Genomic DNA, 17,091 nt, shown 5'->3' on the forward strand with positions numbered 1-17,091 from the left:
TTCAGGCCCACCCCCTGCCCCTCCCGCAAGCGGGAGGGGTTTTTTATGCAGATCTGGGCAGGCCTCGGAAATCCCGGTCCGCAATATGCGATGCACCGGCACAACGTCGGCTTCATGGTGGCCGATACCCTCGCCGAGATCCATGGCTTCGGGCCGGTGAAGAAGCAGTTCCTGGGCTGGACCCAGGAAGGCCGCATCGGCCGGCACAAGATCCTCCTGCTCAAGCCTGCGACGTTCATGAACGAGAGCGGCCGCTCGGTCGGCGAAGCGCTGCGCTTCTTCAAGCTCGGCCTCGAAGCACTCACCGTGTTCCACGATGAACTCGACCTCGCCCCGTTCAAGGTCAAGGTGAAGCAGGGCGGCGGCACGGCCGGCCATAACGGCCTGCGCTCGATCGGCCAGCATCTCGGCCCCGAGTTCCGCCGGGTGCGGCTCGGGATCGGCCACCCGGGTCACAAGGACCGGGTGACCGGCCACGTCCTCGGCAACTTTGCCAAGGCCGAGATGGACGATCTCGCCGGGATGCTCGGCGCGATCTCGGCAGAGGCCGAGCGGCTCGCGGATGGCGACGACGTCCGCTTCATGAACGACGTCGCATTGCGCAAGCAGGACTGAGTCCAAGGCCGGACCGGAGTCGAAATACCTTACAAACCGGACCGCCGTTAACCAACGGAATGGCGGAAATCCTAGCTTGGCACGGGTGTTGCGTTTGTTCGCGTCAACCTTGTTCTGCGCCAAAAAGGGGGTGCCGCCATGAACCTTGCCAAGACTTTTGCCGGGATTGCCGCAACCGCAGCCTTCCTCGCCGCCGCGCCTGCCATGGCCGAACCGATCACCTTCAGCTCGGCCAATGTCGGTCAGTCGTACACGCTGAACTATGACGGCTTCTCGAACGGCACCACGATCGACGGGCTCACCGCATCGACGACCTTCAAGCTCACCGGCATCAACGGCACCGATTACACGTTCGATTACGCCGTTTCGAACACCAGCACGGCCCCGATCACCGACTCGCGCGTGTCGAGCTTCGCGTTCAACGCGGATCCGAACATCACGAGCGCGACCAGCACCGGCGCATTCAGCTACACCACGCTGAACTCGAACTATCCGAATGGCATCGGCACTGTCGATGTCTGCTTCAAGGACGCCCAGACCGGTTCGTGCGCCGGCGGTGGCAGCGGCGGGCTGACCATCGGGCAGAGCGGGACCGGCAGCTTCACCCTGAGCTTCTCGCAGCCGATCTCGTCGCTGACGCTGTCGGACTTCTTCGTGCGGTATCAGTCAATCGCCGGCACCAACAACCCGCCGTCTTCGGCCAGCGGCCAAGGCACGCTGACCTCGTCGGGCGGCTCGACCAGCGGTGGCACCGCCGTGCCCGAGCCGGGCATGGTCGGCCTGTTCGCCAGCGGTCTGGTCGGCCTCGCGCTGCTGCGTCGTCGCCGCCAGAATGGCAGCAATCGCGCGTTGACTCACTCTATCGTTTGATAGTATTTCAAAGACTTCCCTGCTTGCTCCAGACAGGCCGGGAAAAGGGGGGGGATCGCGGCATGCGCCGCGGTCCCTTTTTTATTCAGCCCCGCTCGGCTTCAGCCAGATGCGCGCGGATCGTCGCGTTGGCAGGTGCCTTCGCCGCCGCCGCACGGAGCAGGGCAACGGCACGGTCCTTGTCGCCGCCGGTTTCGATCAACAACATCGCCACGGTATCCATTATCGAAGGATTGCCGGGATCGACCTTCAGGGCTCGCTGCGCATAGTCGAGCGCCGCGGTCTTGTTGCCGACCTGCCCTTGCGCGAACGCCAGGTTGTTGAGGACCAGCGGGTTCTTTCCGTCGGTCACCGCCATGATGCGCTCGTAGCTGGCGATAGCGTTGCCCCAGTTGCCGGCCTTCATCGCGGTGTCGGCATCGGCCAGCACCTTGGCCAGCGCTTGCGGATGCGGGAACTTCGCCCGCTCGGCAAAGCGCGCCGCGTCGGGGTCCCCGGCCTTTTTCGCGGCATCGGCCAGCAGGCGAAGATCAGCGACGTCGGTTAGCGGCGACGCCGCCAGCGGCCTCAGCGTGTCAACCGCCCCCCTGGCATCGCCCGCACCCAGCTGCGCCTGTGCAAGCGCGCGGCGAGCGAGAAGGTTCTGCGGGTCTTTCGAGACGAGCTGCGCGAGTTTGGACCGCGCCTGCTCGTTCTGGCCCATCGCCGACAGCACCTGTCCATAAAGCAGCGCCGCATCGTCGCGCCCGGCCAGCTTCTCCTCGTTGGCCTGGAGAATGTCGCGCGCGCCCTGCCAGTCCCGACGCGCGGCGGCAGCGCGGGCCTGGAGATAGGCGACCGAGGGATCGGCCCCTGACGCGCCCGCGGCGAGCTTGAGCGCCGCTTCCATGTCCTTGGTGCGGCCCAGATCACCGAGCACCGCTGCCTTGCCGGTCAGCGCGGCGAGATTGCCCGGGTATCCGGCCAGGGCCTTATCGTAATGTCCGAGCGCCCCCGCGAGGTCGCCCCTGGCCGTAGCGAGCTGCGTCGAAACGAGCTGGACGTCGAGCAGGGCCGCGTCCTCCTTCGCTGCCTGGGCAAGCAGGGCCTGCGCCCCGGCGACATCGCCCGCGTGCAGCTTGAAGCGCGCATAGTCGGCGAGCAGCCGCGCCTTTGGACCCGCCCCACCCAGCCCCGCCGCGAATGCCTCCGCCGCCTTGCCGTTGTCCTCCTTCTGCAGGAAGGCGAGTGCCCGCAGGCGATGGGCCTCGGCGCGGCCATCGGCGCCGAGAAGCGCCAGCGCCGCATCCGGCTTGTCGCGCAGGACGGCAGCCTCGCCTTGCAGCAGCGCGAAGTCAGCGGGCCGCTTGTCGGCCGGCAGCTTGTCGAGCGACGCCCCGGCAGCAACCCCGTCGCCCATTGCCAGCGCGTTGCGGGCGTGCAGTTCGAGCAGGACCGGGTTGTTAGGCTCAGCCGCAAGCGCCGCGGCAAGGTCGAGCTGGGCGGCGCGGTAATCGTGCGCCGCGAATTCCTTCTGGGCGCGGGCAAGACGATCCTGCGGATTGTCGCCGCACGCCGCCAGCAGCAGCAGGGCTGACAAGGGGTAGACGAGTTTCATGACCGGACTCCGAACACAGGGCCAATGCTGGCGTCGCGCGCGGTTGTGCCCGGAATGACTGAAATTTCCGTGAAGGTGGCAATTACCGCCCATGGCCGCTAAGGGCCGCGCGATTGCTAGTTTCTCGGAGTTTGAAATGGGTTTCCGTTGCGGGATCGTCGGCCTTCCCAACGTCGGCAAGTCGACGCTGTTCAACGCGCTGACCGAGACGCAGGCCGCGCAGGCCGCCAACTATCCGTTCTGCACGATCGAGCCGAACGTCGGCCAGGTCGGCGTGCCCGATCCGCGGCTCGACCAGCTTGCCGCCATCGCCGGCAGCCAGAAGATCATCCCGACCCAACTCGGCTTCGTCGATATCGCCGGCCTCGTGCGCGGCGCATCGAAAGGCGAAGGGCTCGGCAACCAGTTCCTCGGCAACATCCGCGAGGTGGACGCCATCGTCCACGTCCTGCGCTGCTTCGAGAACGACGACATCCAGCACGTCGACAACAAGGTCGATCCGATCTCCGACGCCGAGACGGTCGAGACCGAACTGATGCTGTCGGACCTCGAGAGCCTCGAGAAGCGCGTCCCCGCCGCGCAGAAGAAGGCCGCGGCCGGCGACAAGGAATCGAAGATCATCGCCTCCGTCCTCGGCCAGGCGCTCGAACTGCTGCGCGAAGGCAAGCCCGCGCGCCTTGTCGAGCCGCGCGACGAGGAAGAGGCCCGCGTCTTCCGTCAGGCCCAGCTGATCACCGCCAAGCCGGTCCTCTACGTCTGCAACGTCGAGGAAGAGTCCGCGGCCGAAGGCAATGCTTTCTCCGCCCGCGTCTTCGAAAAGGCCAAGGCCGAAGGCGCCAATGCGGTGATCGTCTCGGCAGCGATCGAGGCCGAGCTCGTCGGCATGGACGGCGAGGAGCGGATGGTCTTCCTCGAGGAGATGGGGCTTCACGAAACGGGCCTCGCCCGCGTGATCCGCGCCGGCTACGACCTGCTTCATCTCCTGACTTTCTTCACCGTCGGTCCCAAGGAAGCGCGCGCATGGACCGTACACGCCGGGGCCAAGGCGCCCGAGGCCGCCGGCGAGATCCACTCCGACATGCAGCGCGGCTTCATCCGCGCCGAAACCATCGCGTTCGACGACTACGTCTCCTGCAACGGCGAAACCGGCGCGCGCGATGCGGGCAAGCTGCGGCAGGAAGGCAAGGAATACGTCGTCAAGGACGGCGACGTGCTCCACTTCAAGTTCAACGTCTGATCTTTCCGGAACGGACACTCGCCCCGGCGCGTTAGGCCGCGCATGAAGGGTGAGGAAACTTTGGACCGGGTGACCCGGCTCGACCGGATCGCGCGCGTCGGCTTTGCCGCCCGGGCGCTTGTCTACATATTGCTCGGCTGGCTGGCGATCGCCACGCGAAGCCGCGCCGGCGAAGGCCAGAACGCGGTGTTCGATACGCTGCGCGCCATGCCGCTGGGCAGCGTCCTGCTGGTCGCAGTGGCAATCGGCCTGTTCGCCTACGGTGTGTACCGCCTCGCGACCGGTATTCTCGACCTGGATCAGCACGGTCATGACCTCAAGGGCTTTGCCAAGCGGGCCGGAGCGATATTCAGCGGGCTCGCACACGGCATGCTCGGCTACACGGCGCTGCAGTTCCTGTCCGTGGTCCACAAGAGCGGGGACGGCGACCAGCGCGGCCAGCAGGCGGCGCGCACGCTGCTCGACCTGCCGCTGGGGGCGGTCCTGCTGGGCATGGTCGGTCTCTATTTCTTCGCCACCGCCGCCTCGCAGGCGCAGGAAGCGTGGAAGGCGAAGTTCATGCGCTTCATCCAATCCGGCGCGCCCCGCTTCACCTGTACCCTGGGCCGGATCGGCCACGCGGCGCGAGCGGTCGTGTTCGCCGGGATCGGCTGGTCGCTGATCAAGTCCGCGTGGTTCGAGGACGAAGACCAGGCCGTTGCCATCGGCGGCGCGATCATGGCCCTGCGCAGCGAACGGGTTGTCTACCTAGGGGTCGCGGCGGGCCTGATCGTCTTCGGCCTGTTCGGCCTGATCCTGGCCCGCTACCGTATCGTCCCGCGCGTGGCTGTTGCCGAGGCCGCCAAGCGCAAGTTCGGCTGAGGCTCAGGCGTCCCCGCCACCGCGTCCGAACAGGTTGCGCCCGAACCGCGCGATCGCGGCACCGCCTGCGACCACCGCGATCGCAATGGGCTTCAGGAACTTGAGCAGGATTGCCAGCAGCCCCAGTTTCTTCGCCGCGGCCACGCCCACGCCCGCCGCAACTAGCCCGCCGATGCCGTACTCTGCCTTTTCGTCCAGCGAGGGATCGAAATCGGCATAGCGCGAGCCGGTGTCGAACGAAGCATGGCGCGCAAAATCGGCGGCGGCGGTCTTGATCGCGGGCAAGTCCGGCATGCCGGCAATGAAGTTGACCGAGAGCACCCCGCTTCGCCCGAGCGTGCGAAGATCGTAGTTGAGGGTGTGGACCTGGTTCCCGTCGATCATCAGGTCGCGCGCCCAGACCACAGAGTGGGTTCCTGCATCGTAACGCGGGGATTCCGCCCAGCCGGCGACATGCATCGCCGGGTAGCCCTGCGACTTGCGTGCCTCGTTCTGGGCTTCGGCGTTGGTCTTCAGCTCCTCGAGGATCGCCCCGAAATCGGCATCGGCTGCATCGCTGTCCTCGACATAGCCGGTCGGCTCGTAGCTGAGGACCGCGCCCCAGCTGTCGGAGACGGGCGACTTGCCCGCCGGCATGACCAGTCCAAGGATGCCATCACCAGCCTCGGGCGGATTGCCCCAGATATCGACGATGATCTTGCGCGCGTCTTCGGCGTCGTAGAAGTCGTAGCTCTTGCCGAGGTCGAGCGTGGCGTGGGCGGTCGGCAGGGCGATCTTGCCCTGCTTCGGGTGGAGGCTGTCCGCGACCTTCAGCGCCTTTTCGATTTCGGGCGGAAGCGGCTCTTCCTTGGCCATCGCCGGCGCGGCGAGCGCGAGTGCAAGCGCTACCAGCGGCAGCTTGACGAGTTTGTGCATTCCTGATGGCCCCCTTCCGCCAGATCCCCGGCCGAAGAGTGCCTGATTCCGTTACGGAGTCAAATGCTTGGGAACACAGTCACGCGTCGAAAGCCTCCAGAATGGGGCACGGCCCGTCGCGGCCCGAAGCGCATTCCTTCGCAAGCTTTGCCAGCGAGCGCCGCGCCGTCTCCAGCTCGGCGATCCGGGCGTCGAGCTCGACAAGCCGCGCGCGGGCCAGCTCGCGGGCGCGGGCGCGTTCGCCGGTGCGATCGAGCGCGAGCAGTTCACCGATCTCCTCGAGCGTGAACCCGGCCTTCTGTGCCGAGCGGATGAAGCGCAGCCGCCGCAGCTCGTCCTCGCCGTAATGCCGCCGCCCCGGCGCACCGCCCAGCCGCGACGGCCGGGGATCGGGCAGGAGCCCGCGGCGCTGGTAGAAGCGGACCGTTTCCACGCCCACGCCTGCCCCTTTCGCCAGCCCGGAAATTGTCAGCGCGACCATAGTTGACTCCGTACCACGGTACGGAACGTATAAGCCGATTCGCCATGACAAAACAACAGCTCCCTAAAACCGCCGTCCTGCACCGCATGGTGATGGACAAGCACGTCTGCCCGTATGGGCTCAAGGCGAAGCACCTGCTGCAAAGCCGGGGCTGGACCGTCGAGGACCATTGGCTCACGACCCGCGACGAAACCGACGCCTTCAAGGCGGAGCACGACGTCAAGACGACGCCTCAGGTGTTCATCGGCGGGGAGCGCGTGGGCGGTTACGATGATACCCGCCGCTGGCTCGGACTGGAGGTCGCCGATCCCGACCGCACCAGCTACACGCCGGTTCTCGCCGTGTTTGCCATCGCCGGGGCACTGGCTCTCGCCGTCAGTCAGGCGGCGTACCAGACGCCGTTCACGCTGCGCGCCGCGGAATGGTTCGTGTCGTTCGCGATGACGCTGCTGGCGATGCTCAAGCTGCAGGACGTGGACAAGTTCGCCACGATGTTCCTCGGCTATGACCTGCTGGCGCGGCGCTGGGTGCCGTATGCCACGCTCTATCCGTTCGGCGAGGCGCTCGCGGGTGTGCTGATGAGCGCTCATGCTCTAGATTGGCTGTCGATCCCGATTGCCCTGTTCATCGGAACGATCGGCGCGATCAGCGTGTTCTACGCCGTCTACGTGCAAAAGCGCGAACTCAAGTGCGCCTGCGTCGGCGGATCGGGCCGGGTTCCGCTCGGCTTCGTCTCGCTGACCGAGAACGTGGTGATGGTGGCCATGGCGCTGTGGATGCTCTCGCGTCATTTCTGATTTTGTGTGAAGGACTTCCCCATGCGTACCCTGCTTGCCGGCGCTTCGCTGCTGGCACTTCTCTCCGCCGCTCCCGCCTCCGCGCAGGAGATGGACCATTCGATGCATCAGGGCATGGAGATGCCGGCTCCGGCTCCGGCTCCGGCGCCTGCTCCTTCGCCGGTGCCTGCTCCTGCCCCTGCCCCGACCGGACACGCCGGCCATCATGAGACGGACATGCTGACGACCGGGGAAAGCCCTGCACACGCCGGACACGGCTCCCACGACGGCATGGCGATGCCCTCCGCGCCGTCCGCCTATGGCGAAGGATCCGGCACCGCCCGCATTCCCGGAGCGGAACCCGCCGAGCCCGGACTTCATGCCATGGCCGGCGACTGGATGCTGATGGCCCACGGCTCGGTCTCGGCGCAGTACACCGACCATTCGGGCCCGCGCGGCGACGACAAGTTCTATGCCACCTCGATGCTGATGCTCATGGCCGAGCGCGAGGCAGAATGGGGCCGGTTCCAGGCGCGGACCATGCTCAGCCTCGAGCCCGCGATGGACGCGCGCGGCTATCCCAACCTGTTCGCCACCGGCGAGACCGCAGGCGGCGAGCCGCTGGTCGATCGGCAACACCCGCACGACCTGTTCATGGAGCTGGCCGCGCGGCTCGACATCAACGTCGGCGATAACGCCAGCGTGTTCCTCTACGGCGGCCCGGTCGGCGAGCCGGCGCTGGGGCCAAGCGCGTTCATGCACCGCGGCTCGGCGCGCTATAACCCGGAGCCGCCGATCACCCACCACTGGTTCGATTCCACGCATATCACCTATGGCGTCGTCACCGCCGGGGTCGCCACGCCGCAGTGGCAGCTCGAAGGCAGCGCCTTCCGCGGGCAGGAACCCGACGAGCACCGCTGGAACATCGAAACGCCCAGGCTCGACTCCTGGTCCGTCCGCGCCACCTGGACGCCCACGCCGAAGTGGGCGGTGCAGGCAAGCTATGGCGAGCTCAAACAGCCCGAAACGCTGCACCCGGGCGAGGACGAGCATCGCACCACAGCCTCGGTCCACTATGCCAACGGCAGTGGCCTTTCTGCCATGGCCGCGTTCAGTGCCAAGAACCGGGTGCCGGGCGACACCCTCACTGCGTGGCTGGGCGAGGTGAACTGGGACCTGTCGGACCGTCACACCCTGTTCGGCAGGATCGAGAACGTCGCCAACGACGAGCTTTTCCCTGACCATTCCGACCCGCTGCACGACGTGACGTTCCGCGTGACCAAGCTGCAGGCCGGCTATGCCTATCGCGTGCCACTCGGCCCGGTGACGCTTGCCCTGGGCGGCGCCGTCTCGACCTACTTCAAGCCCGACGCCCTCGACGCTGCGTATGGCAAGCACCCGGTCGGGGCGACGGTATTTGCCCGCTTCATCCTTGGCGAGCAGGATTGACCAGCGCGGCGGCGCCCGGCACTACCTTCGGGTATGATACACTACGAAGACCTGGTGCCGGGCACCGTCGCGAAGTTCGGCCACTACGAGGTGACGCGCGAGGAAGTGCTCGAGTTCGCCCGCAAGTACGACTTCCAGCCGTTCCACCTCTCCGACGAGGAAGCTGCGAAGACGCACTTCGGCCGCATCTCGGCCAGCGGCTGGCACACCGGCGCGATGACGATGGCGATGATGGTCGCCAACATGCAGGCCAATCCGCAGGCGGGGCTCGGCTCGCCGGGAATAGACGAACTGCGCTGGGTTAAGCCCGTCTATCCCGGTGACACTCTGCGGGTCGAAAGCGAGTTGCTCGAAAAGCGCCGCAGCCGCTCTCGCCCCGACATGGGGATCTTCAAGTCGCAGGCGCGGGTCTACAACCAGAATGATGAGCTGGTGATGACCTTGGTATCCAACGGCCTGATCCGCGTGCGCAACCCCGAGGCGCCATTCGAAGACTAGCTGCCGAGCAGCGCGGTCCGCACGATCGTGTCGATGTCCGACAGCTGCGGCTCCCAGCCCAGCGCTTCGCGGGCCCGCCGCGGCGACGCGACGAGTTCGGCCGGATCACCCGGCCGGCGCGGGCCGCAGTCGACATCGATGGTCCTGGCGGTCGCACTGGAGACGGCCGCGACGATCTGCGCGACGGAAGTGCCGGTCCCGGTCCCGAGATTGAGCGCCACCGCCGCCGGATGCGTTTCACAATAGGCGGCCGCACGGACATGAGCGTCGGCAAGGTCGGTCACGTGGATGAAGTCCCGGATCGCGGTGCCGTCGGGGGTTGGGAAATCGGTCCCGTTCACCGTGAACGGCCGCCCCGCACGGGCCGCTTCGATCGCCAGCGGGATGACGTGCGTCTCCGGCTCGTGCCGTTCGAACAGTTCACCCTCCGGGTCGAGCCCCGCCGCATTGAAATAGCGCAGCGACACCGCCGACAGTCCATAGGCCGCAGCGTGGTCCGCAATCATCCGCTCGACCATCATCTTCGACGCGCCATAGGGATTGATCGGCATCTGGGGCGTTTCCTCGTCGATCGGCAGTGCGTCCGGTACGCCGTATGTCGCGCAGGAGCTCGAGAAGATGAGCCTGTCGACCCCGTGCCGCCCCATGGCGTCGAGCAGGTTGAGCGAGCCCGCGACGTTGTTGCGATAGTACATCGCCGGTTCGGCCATCGACTCCCCGACATAGGCGAAGGCAGCGAAGTGGGCGACGATATCGGGCTCGGCCTCGGCCATCGCGCGGTCGAGCGCCGCGGGATCAAGCAGATCTCCTTCGATCAGCGGACCGAACTTCACCGCCTCGCACCAGCCGCGCGAGAGGTTGTCGAAGGTGAACACCTCGTACCCGGCCCGCGCGAACGCCTTGCACGCGTGGCTGCCGACATAACCCGCTCCGCCGGTCACGAGGATCCGCTTCATGTGATCTCTCCGGCATAGCGGGCGAACAGGGTCCGGGTGAATTCGGCGGGCGGGCCCTCGCCGACGATCCTCCCGTCTTCGATCCAAACGATGTGATCGGCGCTGCGGATGTTCTCGATCCGGTGGGTGATCATCAGCACGGTGTGCCCGGCCAGCCGCTCGGCGATGGTGGCATTGATTCGCCTTTCCAGGTCCATGTCGAGCGCGTTCATCGCCTCGTCTAGGATCAACAGCCGTGGCTCGCGCAGGATCGCCCGGGCAAGCGCGATGCGCTGGCGCTGGCCGCCGGAGAAGCGCTGTCCTTCGAGGTTGATCCACGTCTGATAGGCGAGCGGCAGCTCCTCGACGAACAGGTCCACCCCGGCGGCGCGCGCGGCCGCGATGGCCGCTTCATCGGTTGCATTCTCGGTGCCGAGCCGGATGTTGTCGAGCACCGTCCCCTCGACCAGGTCGATATCCTGCCCGGCAGCGCCGAGGAGGCCGAGCCAGCTCTCCCGCCGCAGCGTTTCGAGCGGGATGCCATCGATCCGCACCGCACCGTCCTCGATGTCCCACAGCCGCAGCAGCACCTGGACGATGGTGGTCTTGCCCGACCCGCTCGGGCCAACCAGCGCGGTGGTCTTGCCGGCAGGAATCGTGAACGACACCCCTTTCAGGACAACAGGAAGATCGGGCGCATAGCGGAAGGTCACGTCGCGGAAGGCAATTTCGCGGTGAAGCCGCGCCTCCCCTGCCCCGTCGCTGCGCGGCGCAGTTTCCATCGCGCGGATCATGTCCTTGACCGAGGCCACCCGCGGGCCGTTGTGGGCGAGCGTCAGGAACTGCTGCTCGATCTCGCGGGTATGCGGCTGGAGGCGATAGAGCAGCGCCACCGCCGTCAGCGTGGTGGCAAAGCCGGTGTCCCAGAACTCGATGCTGGCGATGATCAAAGCGAGGGTGACGAGATAGCCCGCTTCAGAGACCGGTCCGATCCACGAATTGAGCCAGGCCAGCCGGTAGACCCCTTCCCCGGCCTCAGCCGAGCTCTTGAGGAAGCGGCGGTGATGCGCCTCTTCGCGGCCATAAGCGCGCAGCGTGCGCAGGCCTTCGAGCGTGACCAGCATGAGGCTGCCGAGCGCCTTGTGGCTTTCGCGCACAACCTCGCCCCAGGCGTGGGCGCGGCGCGAGAAACGGCGCAGCGCGAGCGTTACTGCCCCCGCCCCGATGACCGCGATCAGGGTGATCTTCCACGACAGCAGCAAGAGGAAACCGCCGAACACCACCAGCGAACAGGCGCTGACGATGAGGCGGGTAAACGCCTGGTAGGACTGCGCCGTCGTCCACGATTCGATGCTCAGCACCTCGAGCAGGTTGCCCATGTCGAACGACGTAACCCGGCCGTACTGCGCGGTGAGGTACTGATAATGCAACGTATCGCGCAGTTGCTGGCTCATCCACTCGCTCGTTCGTGTCGAGATCAGTGAATAAGCGAGCGCGATCAGCGCCCGCGCGAAAATCAGCGCGACCAGGACTACCCCGACTCCGGCCAGCGAGCCCGACCACTCGGCAAGATCGCGCAGCACGCTGCCGAACGCACCCGCATCGGCGGTCGCGCGATCGAGCTGGCCGCTCGCGAGGTAGAGGAACAACAGGACGACGGTGATCCCCACGGTCTCCGCCAGCGAGGCCAGCAGCCCGAGCACCACGTGGAGCACGGTCAGCCGGTGATCGAACCCGATCCGCCGCAGCAGTGCGAAGAGATCGGCCAGCGCAGGCCGGACACCACCGGGCTTTGGGCTGGTGGCCGTCATGCCGGCTCACCGATCGCAAACTTTTCGGGCGGAGCGGCGCGCTCTTCGCCGCCGTTCCGCGCCCTCGCCAGTTCGCGCAGCGCCGCCGGGGCCAGCCGGACGAGCGAGCGCACCCGCCAGCGCCCGAGCGCAGTCAGCAGGCGCGGGACCTGTCGCCATTGCCGGCGCTGGATCGAGCGCTCGAACAGCCACTGCCAGAACGCCTGCGCCCCCGCATCGAGAGAGGCCCGGTAATCGGGATGGCGGGCGAGCATCTCTTCGCGCACCATCATCCACGAGCGGAACATGCGCAAGAGGTCCGCCGACATCGCATCGGGCAGCAGCCGGTAGCCGATGTCTGGCTGGTGGACGACGCCGAAATGCCAGTTTTCTGCGACGCGGAGGTAGAACAGGATGTCCTCGCAGCCTTGCGCGCCCGCCTGGTGGAGCGCTGGTTCAAACCCGCCGCTGCTTTCCAGCGCTGCGCGGCGGACCAGCGCCGCGCTGCCATTGCCGACAAAGTTGCCGTGCATCAGCTGTCGCAGGACCTCGCCCTCGTGAACCGGCGTGGTGTCGCGGTAGATGATCCGCCGCTCCCCATCGATCAGGGCATAGCGGCTGTAAACGAGTCCCGTCCCCTCGCCGCGCTCGGCCAGGACGGCCATCTGCCGGGCGATCTTGTCCTCGGCCCACAGGTCGTCGGAATCGACGAAGGCGATCAGGTCAGAGGCGGCCGAACGCCATCCGGCGTTGCGGGCAGCGGCGACCCCTGCGTTGGGCTGGCAGATTACCCGGACGCGCGGGTCTGCGCGCATGTGGCGCCCGGCGACCTCGACCGTGTCGTCGGTAGACCCGTCGTCCACCACCACGATCTCCAGCTCGCGCCACGATTGACCGCGAACGGAGCGCAAGGTTTCGTCGATAGTGGCCGCACCGTTGAACGCCGGGATCACCACGCTGACCAGCGGCTGCGTCACCGCGCCGCTTCCAGTGCCGCCACGAACTGGTCCATCGACCAGTCACCCGGGATCTCGATCCGCGGCAGATCACAGGGCGATTGCCACCATCCAGCCGGCCCCGATCCGTTGCCATAGAGCAGCGAATAGCCGGTCGACCGGGCCATGGCCGGGAAGCGCCGGTCGGGAATGGTGTAGGGCGCGGCGAGCTGCACCGGCGCGGTCCCGAGCCAGCTTTCGATCTGCAACCGCGAGGCGATCATCTCGTGCGCCAGTTCCTCGCTCGACAGGCCATTGGCGGGCACGTGGCGGGTGAAGTGGCTGCCGAAGCGCACGCCCTCAGCAGCCAGCCGCCGGATCGTCTCAAGGTCGAGCAGGGGAATCTGGCGGCCGTCCTCGCCGTCCCACTCGGCCGTGCCGCCGACCAGGCCGGTGACGAGAAACATCTCCGCCTCGAAGTCGTGCGCGCGCAGGATCGGCCAGGCGTGCTCCGCGAAGTTTGCGATGCCGTCGTCAAACGTGATGACGACCGGGCGACCGTGGAACGGGCGGCGATTGGCGAGATGCTCCGCCAATCGAACCGGCGACAGGGTGTGATAGCCGTTCCGCCGCAGCCAGCGCACCTGTTCGAGGAATTTCGCCGGCGCGGTGCGGTAGCGGGCCAGCGCCTCCGGTCCGCTGTCCGCGACGCCGTGGTACATCAGGATCGGCACGCGGTCGGCCTGTTCCCCGGCGACGTCGCTGCGCAGGACATCGGCACCGCCGCGCAGCAGGTATCGTTCGACGTCCGGGTCGAGCACCTCGCACACATCTGCCGCGCGAACGACCGGCGGCTCCGCTACTTCGCCAGCGGCCAGCTTGCGGAAACGGTCGACGCGGTAGATCTCGGTCTGGATCGATTCCTCCAGGACAAGTCCCGGAGTCTCGGCGAACGTGCGGGCAATACCCTCCGCGCCGAACGGATGGCCCCAGTCGAACCCGGTGCGGGTCCGGTCGTCGGTCGAGACGAAGGCGTGTGCGGTCAGGAACGCGCCTCCCGGCTCGAGCGCGTCGGCGATCTTGCCGGCGACCATCCGCAGCTGGGCATAGTCATCGAGGTAATAGAGCACTTCGGAGCAGATGATCAGATCGTGTCCGGAGGGAATCTTCTCGACGACTAGATCGAGGGTGCGGAAGTCGATGTTGTCGTGATGCTGCGCCTGCCGCGCACGGTTGCGCTCCAGCGCAGTCGGCGAAATGTCGGTCGCGGTCAGCCTGGCGACCAGCGAGGCAAGGCGATGGGTGAAGTGCCCCTCGGCGCTGGCCAGTTCAAGCGCATGGCGGACCGGGCGGTCCGGGAGCAGTTCCAGCTGGCGCTCGTACTTCTGCGCTTCATAGGGCGAGTCGTAGTTCCAGGGATCGGGCGAGGCGAAAATGGCCTCCCAGAACGCGCCGCGATCGCCGCTGCGCGCCGGGTCCTCGTTCTTCGCCGCTTCTACCGCAGGAGCCGCCGCGGGCAATTCGATTGCGAGCGCCTGCTCCAGTTCCGCCAGTCGCAGGCGGTGCGGGCTCGCCGAAGGGGCCACATGGTCGACAGGGCGAGCCCGGCCCAGCCGCCGCCGTATCTTCCAGGCCGTGTCGATCAGCCTCCGCGCCGGGCCCGAACGCGCGGCGCGCTTGAGCGGCGCTTTCAGCGCGGCCGGCACCAGCGCCCTCGCCGCGGCGCGAAGCCGGGCGTTTGACAGCTGGCGGCCGTGGAAACTTGCCGCGAGTGCGTCCTCGATGTCGTTCGCATCGATCGCATCCAGCGCGCCGATCGTCACCGCGGCATAGCTGCGACCTGCGTTGACGAGCCGGCAATGCACCCGGTCGATGCCCTCGGGCAAAGCGATGTTGCCCGTGAATCCTCGCTCGCGCTCGACCAGCAAAGTCCGGGCGAGCACCTGCCCATCCTGCCACTCTCCCTCGAGCAGCAGGTCGTCGAGCGAATGCTCGATCCGCCGCAGCGCCATGGGATCTTCGACGTGGCGGGCCACTTCGTCCATAATCGTCCGGATCGCCGGCCCGACCTTATCCGAGGCGAGCAGGAGCCGCTCGCCCGTGGTCTGGAGCCCGATGACCAGGCCATCGAAGATGTAATACCCGATCTCCCCGCCCAGCCACGGATCACGCGAGAGTCCAGCGAGGACCGAGGTATCGAAATCGACGGGCTTGCCGCCCGCCACCAGCGAGCTCAGCACCCACAGCGCGAACCGCGAGCGGCGGTGCGCAGTGTCGCTGCCCCAGGCGGACAGGCCCTTGCTCCAGCGCAGCGCCGGTGCGGGCACGCGCGGGTCAGGAGCAGCGCCGCGCTCGATCACCGTCATCCCGTCGCGCAGCAGGCTTGTGGCACGGTTGGACAGCGAGCGCGGGTCGACGAGGTACGGCACGATCAGGTCGGGCACTCCGGTCCACGGCGCGCCGGTGCGGGCAACGCGCTGCCACAGGTCCCAATCCTCGCACGTGACAAGCTCTTCGTCGAAGCCGCCGACGCTGCGGACCAGTTCGAGATCGACCAGCACGCCGTGGATCGCCACCGTGCATTGCTCGCACAGTTGCGGGAATGGATCGTCGTCCAGTTCCAGCGTCTTGACCCCGTCCTCCCGTCCGTCGAGCATGACCCGGCGATAGCTGCACCAGGCGACCTTTGCCTCAGGATTGGCACGCAGGGCGGCGAGCATCCGCTCGAGATGATCGGGTTCCAGCCAGTCGTCCGCGTCAAGGAACTGGAGCCACTGGCCCGCCACTTCCGCAATGCCCCGGTTGCGGGCAGCCGAAGCCCCTCGCGCCGGACCTGACACGATCCTGATGCGGGCGTCCTGATCGGCAAGGCGGTGAACGATCGCGGCGGTTTCGTCGGTCGATCCGTCATCGACCACCACCGCCTCCCAGTGGCGATGCCCCTGCCGGACCAGCGATTGCAGGGCCTTCTCCAGCGTTCCTGCGGCGTTGCGCGCAGGGATCACCACGGAGATCAAATCGTCGCTGCGCATCCGGATGTTACAGGCCCCCTGAACCGGCAGGCCAGCTTACGCCAGCGTCGGCAAGACGCACCGTATAACCGCTTTCAGCCCGAGGTGCAGGCTTGAATTCGCGCAATTTGGATCGGAATCGGACGATGCCCTGGAAGGCTGGGCGATTGACAAGCGCCGTGTTCCCTGACGAAGTTCGGGTGATGCATCGCCGCCGGCTCCTGAAGACCTCGCGCGCCCTTCTCCTTGCGCTACTGGCCGCCGCGGCGCTTGCCTGCACGCCCAAGGTTCGCGGCGACGAAATGCCGGCGGCTCCGCCCGGCTACAAGCTGGTTCCCGCGCTCGCGGAAGAATTCGACAAGCCGGTCCTCGACCCCAAGCTGTGGGGGCACGTCTTCGCCGATCCGGGCGCGCGCGATACGACGGTTCCGAAGCGGACCCTGCCCGCCAACCGCGAGCGGCAGGTCTATTTCGATCCGGGCTATCTCGGCCTGGGGATCGACCCCTTCCTCGTCCACGACGGGATGGTGACCATCACCGCGCAACCGATGAGCCCGGCGGTGAAAGGCGCTGTCCAGGCCGAGCTCGCCAGTCTCCCGGGCCACCGCGACAACCCCGTGCTTCGGGAACTGTCATACAGCTCGGGCCTACTCACCACGCGCGGGCTCTATGTCCAGCAGTACGGCTACTTCGAAGCACGGCTTCGCTTTTCCGGCGGCAAGGGCATCTGGCCAGGGTTCTGGCTCCTGCGGGAAGACAGCCGCTGGCCGCCCGAGATCGACGTGGTCGAGGCGCTGGGACACGACCCTTCGACGATCTATTCGAGCGTCCACTCCTCTATCCCACCCAAGGACGTGACCCGCAGAGTCGCGTTTTCAGGCAATCCGACCGAATTCCACCGCTATGGCGCCATGTGGCTGCCGGACCGGATCGACTACTACGTCGATGGCGAAAAAACCGCTTCGATAGCCGCGCCGGCGGATCTCGACCGGCCAATGTACCTGCTGCTCAACCTTGCGGTTGGCGGGCGCTGGCCGGGCGATCCGGACGCCAGCACCCGCTTTCCGGCGGCAATGGACATCGACTGGGTGAGGACCTGGCGTCTCGAACGCCAGTAACGC

15 protein-coding genes are annotated in these 17,091 nt (G+C 67.0%); 8 read left to right on the forward strand and 7 right to left on the reverse strand.

Annotation, left to right across the window (positions count from 1 at the left end):
- Positions 1–45 precede the first annotated feature (45 nt).
- Positions 46–615 (forward strand): aminoacyl-tRNA hydrolase, encoded by a 570-nt coding sequence (pth, locus tag AC3WLD_RS05965; protein ID WP_492556027.1) that lies wholly within the window; start codon positions 46–48, stop codon positions 613–615.
- A 138-nt stretch (positions 616–753) separates the two neighbouring features.
- Positions 754–1,485, forward strand: a complete 732-nt coding sequence (locus tag AC3WLD_RS05970) for a cistern family PEP-CTERM protein (protein WP_492556028.1) — start codon at positions 754–756, stop codon at positions 1,483–1,485.
- Between the two features lie 85 nt (positions 1,486–1,570).
- On the opposite strand, the gene AC3WLD_RS05975 is transcribed toward AC3WLD_RS05970, so the two are convergent.
- Positions 1,571–3,082, reverse strand: coding sequence for a tetratricopeptide repeat protein (locus AC3WLD_RS05975; RefSeq protein WP_492556029.1), 1,512 nt, complete (start codon positions 3,080–3,082; stop codon positions 1,571–1,573).
- Positions 3,083–3,218: 136 nt separating this feature from the next.
- Here AC3WLD_RS05975 and ychF point away from each other — a divergent pair, with 136 nt between their 5' ends.
- Positions 3,219–4,319: a redox-regulated ATPase YchF gene (ychF, locus tag AC3WLD_RS05980; RefSeq protein WP_492556030.1), complete on the forward strand. Its 1,101-nt coding sequence runs from the start codon at positions 3,219–3,221 to the stop codon at positions 4,317–4,319.
- 42 nt (positions 4,320–4,361) lie between these two features.
- On the forward strand, positions 4,362–5,180 hold the full coding sequence (locus AC3WLD_RS05985) for a DUF1206 domain-containing protein (RefSeq protein ID WP_492556031.1): 819 nt from the start codon (positions 4,362–4,364) through the stop codon (positions 5,178–5,180).
- 3 nt (positions 5,181–5,183) lie between these two features.
- Here the strand turns inward: AC3WLD_RS05985 and AC3WLD_RS05990 are convergent, their stop codons facing one another.
- Both AC3WLD_RS05990 and AC3WLD_RS05995 read right to left on the reverse strand, forming a co-directional pair.
- Entirely contained in the window at positions 5,184–6,095 is a 912-nt protein-coding gene (locus tag AC3WLD_RS05990) for a DUF2167 domain-containing protein (protein ID WP_492556032.1), read from the reverse strand.
- Between the two features lie 79 nt (positions 6,096–6,174).
- Positions 6,175–6,576 carry a MerR family transcriptional regulator gene (locus AC3WLD_RS05995; RefSeq protein ID WP_492556033.1) on the reverse strand — a complete coding sequence of 134 codons (402 nt, stop codon included), beginning with the start codon at positions 6,574–6,576 and terminating at the stop codon, positions 6,175–6,177.
- 44 nt (positions 6,577–6,620) lie between these two features.
- On the opposite strand from AC3WLD_RS05995, the gene AC3WLD_RS06000 reads away from it, so the two are divergent.
- The 3 genes from AC3WLD_RS06000 to AC3WLD_RS06010 are packed head-to-tail and all read left to right on the forward strand — an operon-like array spanning position 6,621 to position 9,299.
- Positions 6,621–7,373, forward strand: a complete 753-nt coding sequence (locus tag AC3WLD_RS06000; protein WP_492556034.1) for a MauE/DoxX family redox-associated membrane protein — start codon at positions 6,621–6,623, stop codon at positions 7,371–7,373.
- 21 nt (positions 7,374–7,394) lie between these two features.
- On the forward strand, positions 7,395–8,801 hold the full coding sequence (locus tag AC3WLD_RS06005; RefSeq protein WP_492556035.1) for a hypothetical protein: 1,407 nt from the start codon (positions 7,395–7,397) through the stop codon (positions 8,799–8,801).
- Between the two features lie 33 nt (positions 8,802–8,834).
- The gene (locus tag AC3WLD_RS06010) at positions 8,835–9,299 is read left to right on the forward strand and encodes a MaoC family dehydratase (protein ID WP_492556036.1); all 465 of its coding nucleotides are present in this window, start codon (positions 8,835–8,837) and stop codon (positions 9,297–9,299) included.
- Here the strand turns inward: AC3WLD_RS06010 and galE are convergent.
- From galE to AC3WLD_RS06030, 4 genes are read right to left on the reverse strand one after another with little or no spacing between them, the layout of a single operon-like run.
- On the reverse strand, positions 9,296–10,255 hold the full coding sequence (gene galE / locus AC3WLD_RS06015; protein WP_492556037.1) for a UDP-glucose 4-epimerase GalE: 960 nt from the start codon (positions 10,253–10,255) through the stop codon (positions 9,296–9,298). The genes AC3WLD_RS06010 and galE overlap by 4 nt on opposite strands.
- Positions 10,252–12,045: an ABC transporter ATP-binding protein gene (locus AC3WLD_RS06020; protein WP_492556038.1), complete on the reverse strand. Its 1,794-nt coding sequence runs from the start codon at positions 12,043–12,045 to the stop codon at positions 10,252–10,254. Before AC3WLD_RS06020 ends, galE begins: the two co-directional genes overlap by 4 nt.
- Positions 12,042–13,001, reverse strand: coding sequence for a glycosyltransferase family 2 protein (locus AC3WLD_RS06025; RefSeq protein WP_492556039.1), 960 nt, complete (start codon positions 12,999–13,001; stop codon positions 12,042–12,044). The genes AC3WLD_RS06020 and AC3WLD_RS06025 overlap by 4 nt, the downstream gene beginning before the upstream one ends.
- On the reverse strand, positions 12,998–15,991 hold the full coding sequence (locus tag AC3WLD_RS06030) for a trifunctional glycosyltransferase/class I SAM-dependent methyltransferase/polysaccharide deacetylase (protein ID WP_492556040.1): 2,994 nt from the start codon (positions 15,989–15,991) through the stop codon (positions 12,998–13,000). Before AC3WLD_RS06030 ends, AC3WLD_RS06025 begins: the two co-directional genes overlap by 4 nt.
- Before the next feature lie 182 nt (positions 15,992–16,173).
- Between AC3WLD_RS06030 and AC3WLD_RS06035 the strand changes: the two genes are divergently transcribed.
- Entirely contained in the window at positions 16,174–17,088 is a 915-nt protein-coding gene (locus AC3WLD_RS06035; RefSeq protein ID WP_492556041.1) for a glycoside hydrolase family 16 protein, read from the forward strand.
- Positions 17,089–17,091 lie beyond the last annotated feature (3 nt).

Source organism: Novosphingobium sp. FW305-C-111, assembly GCF_058783565.1.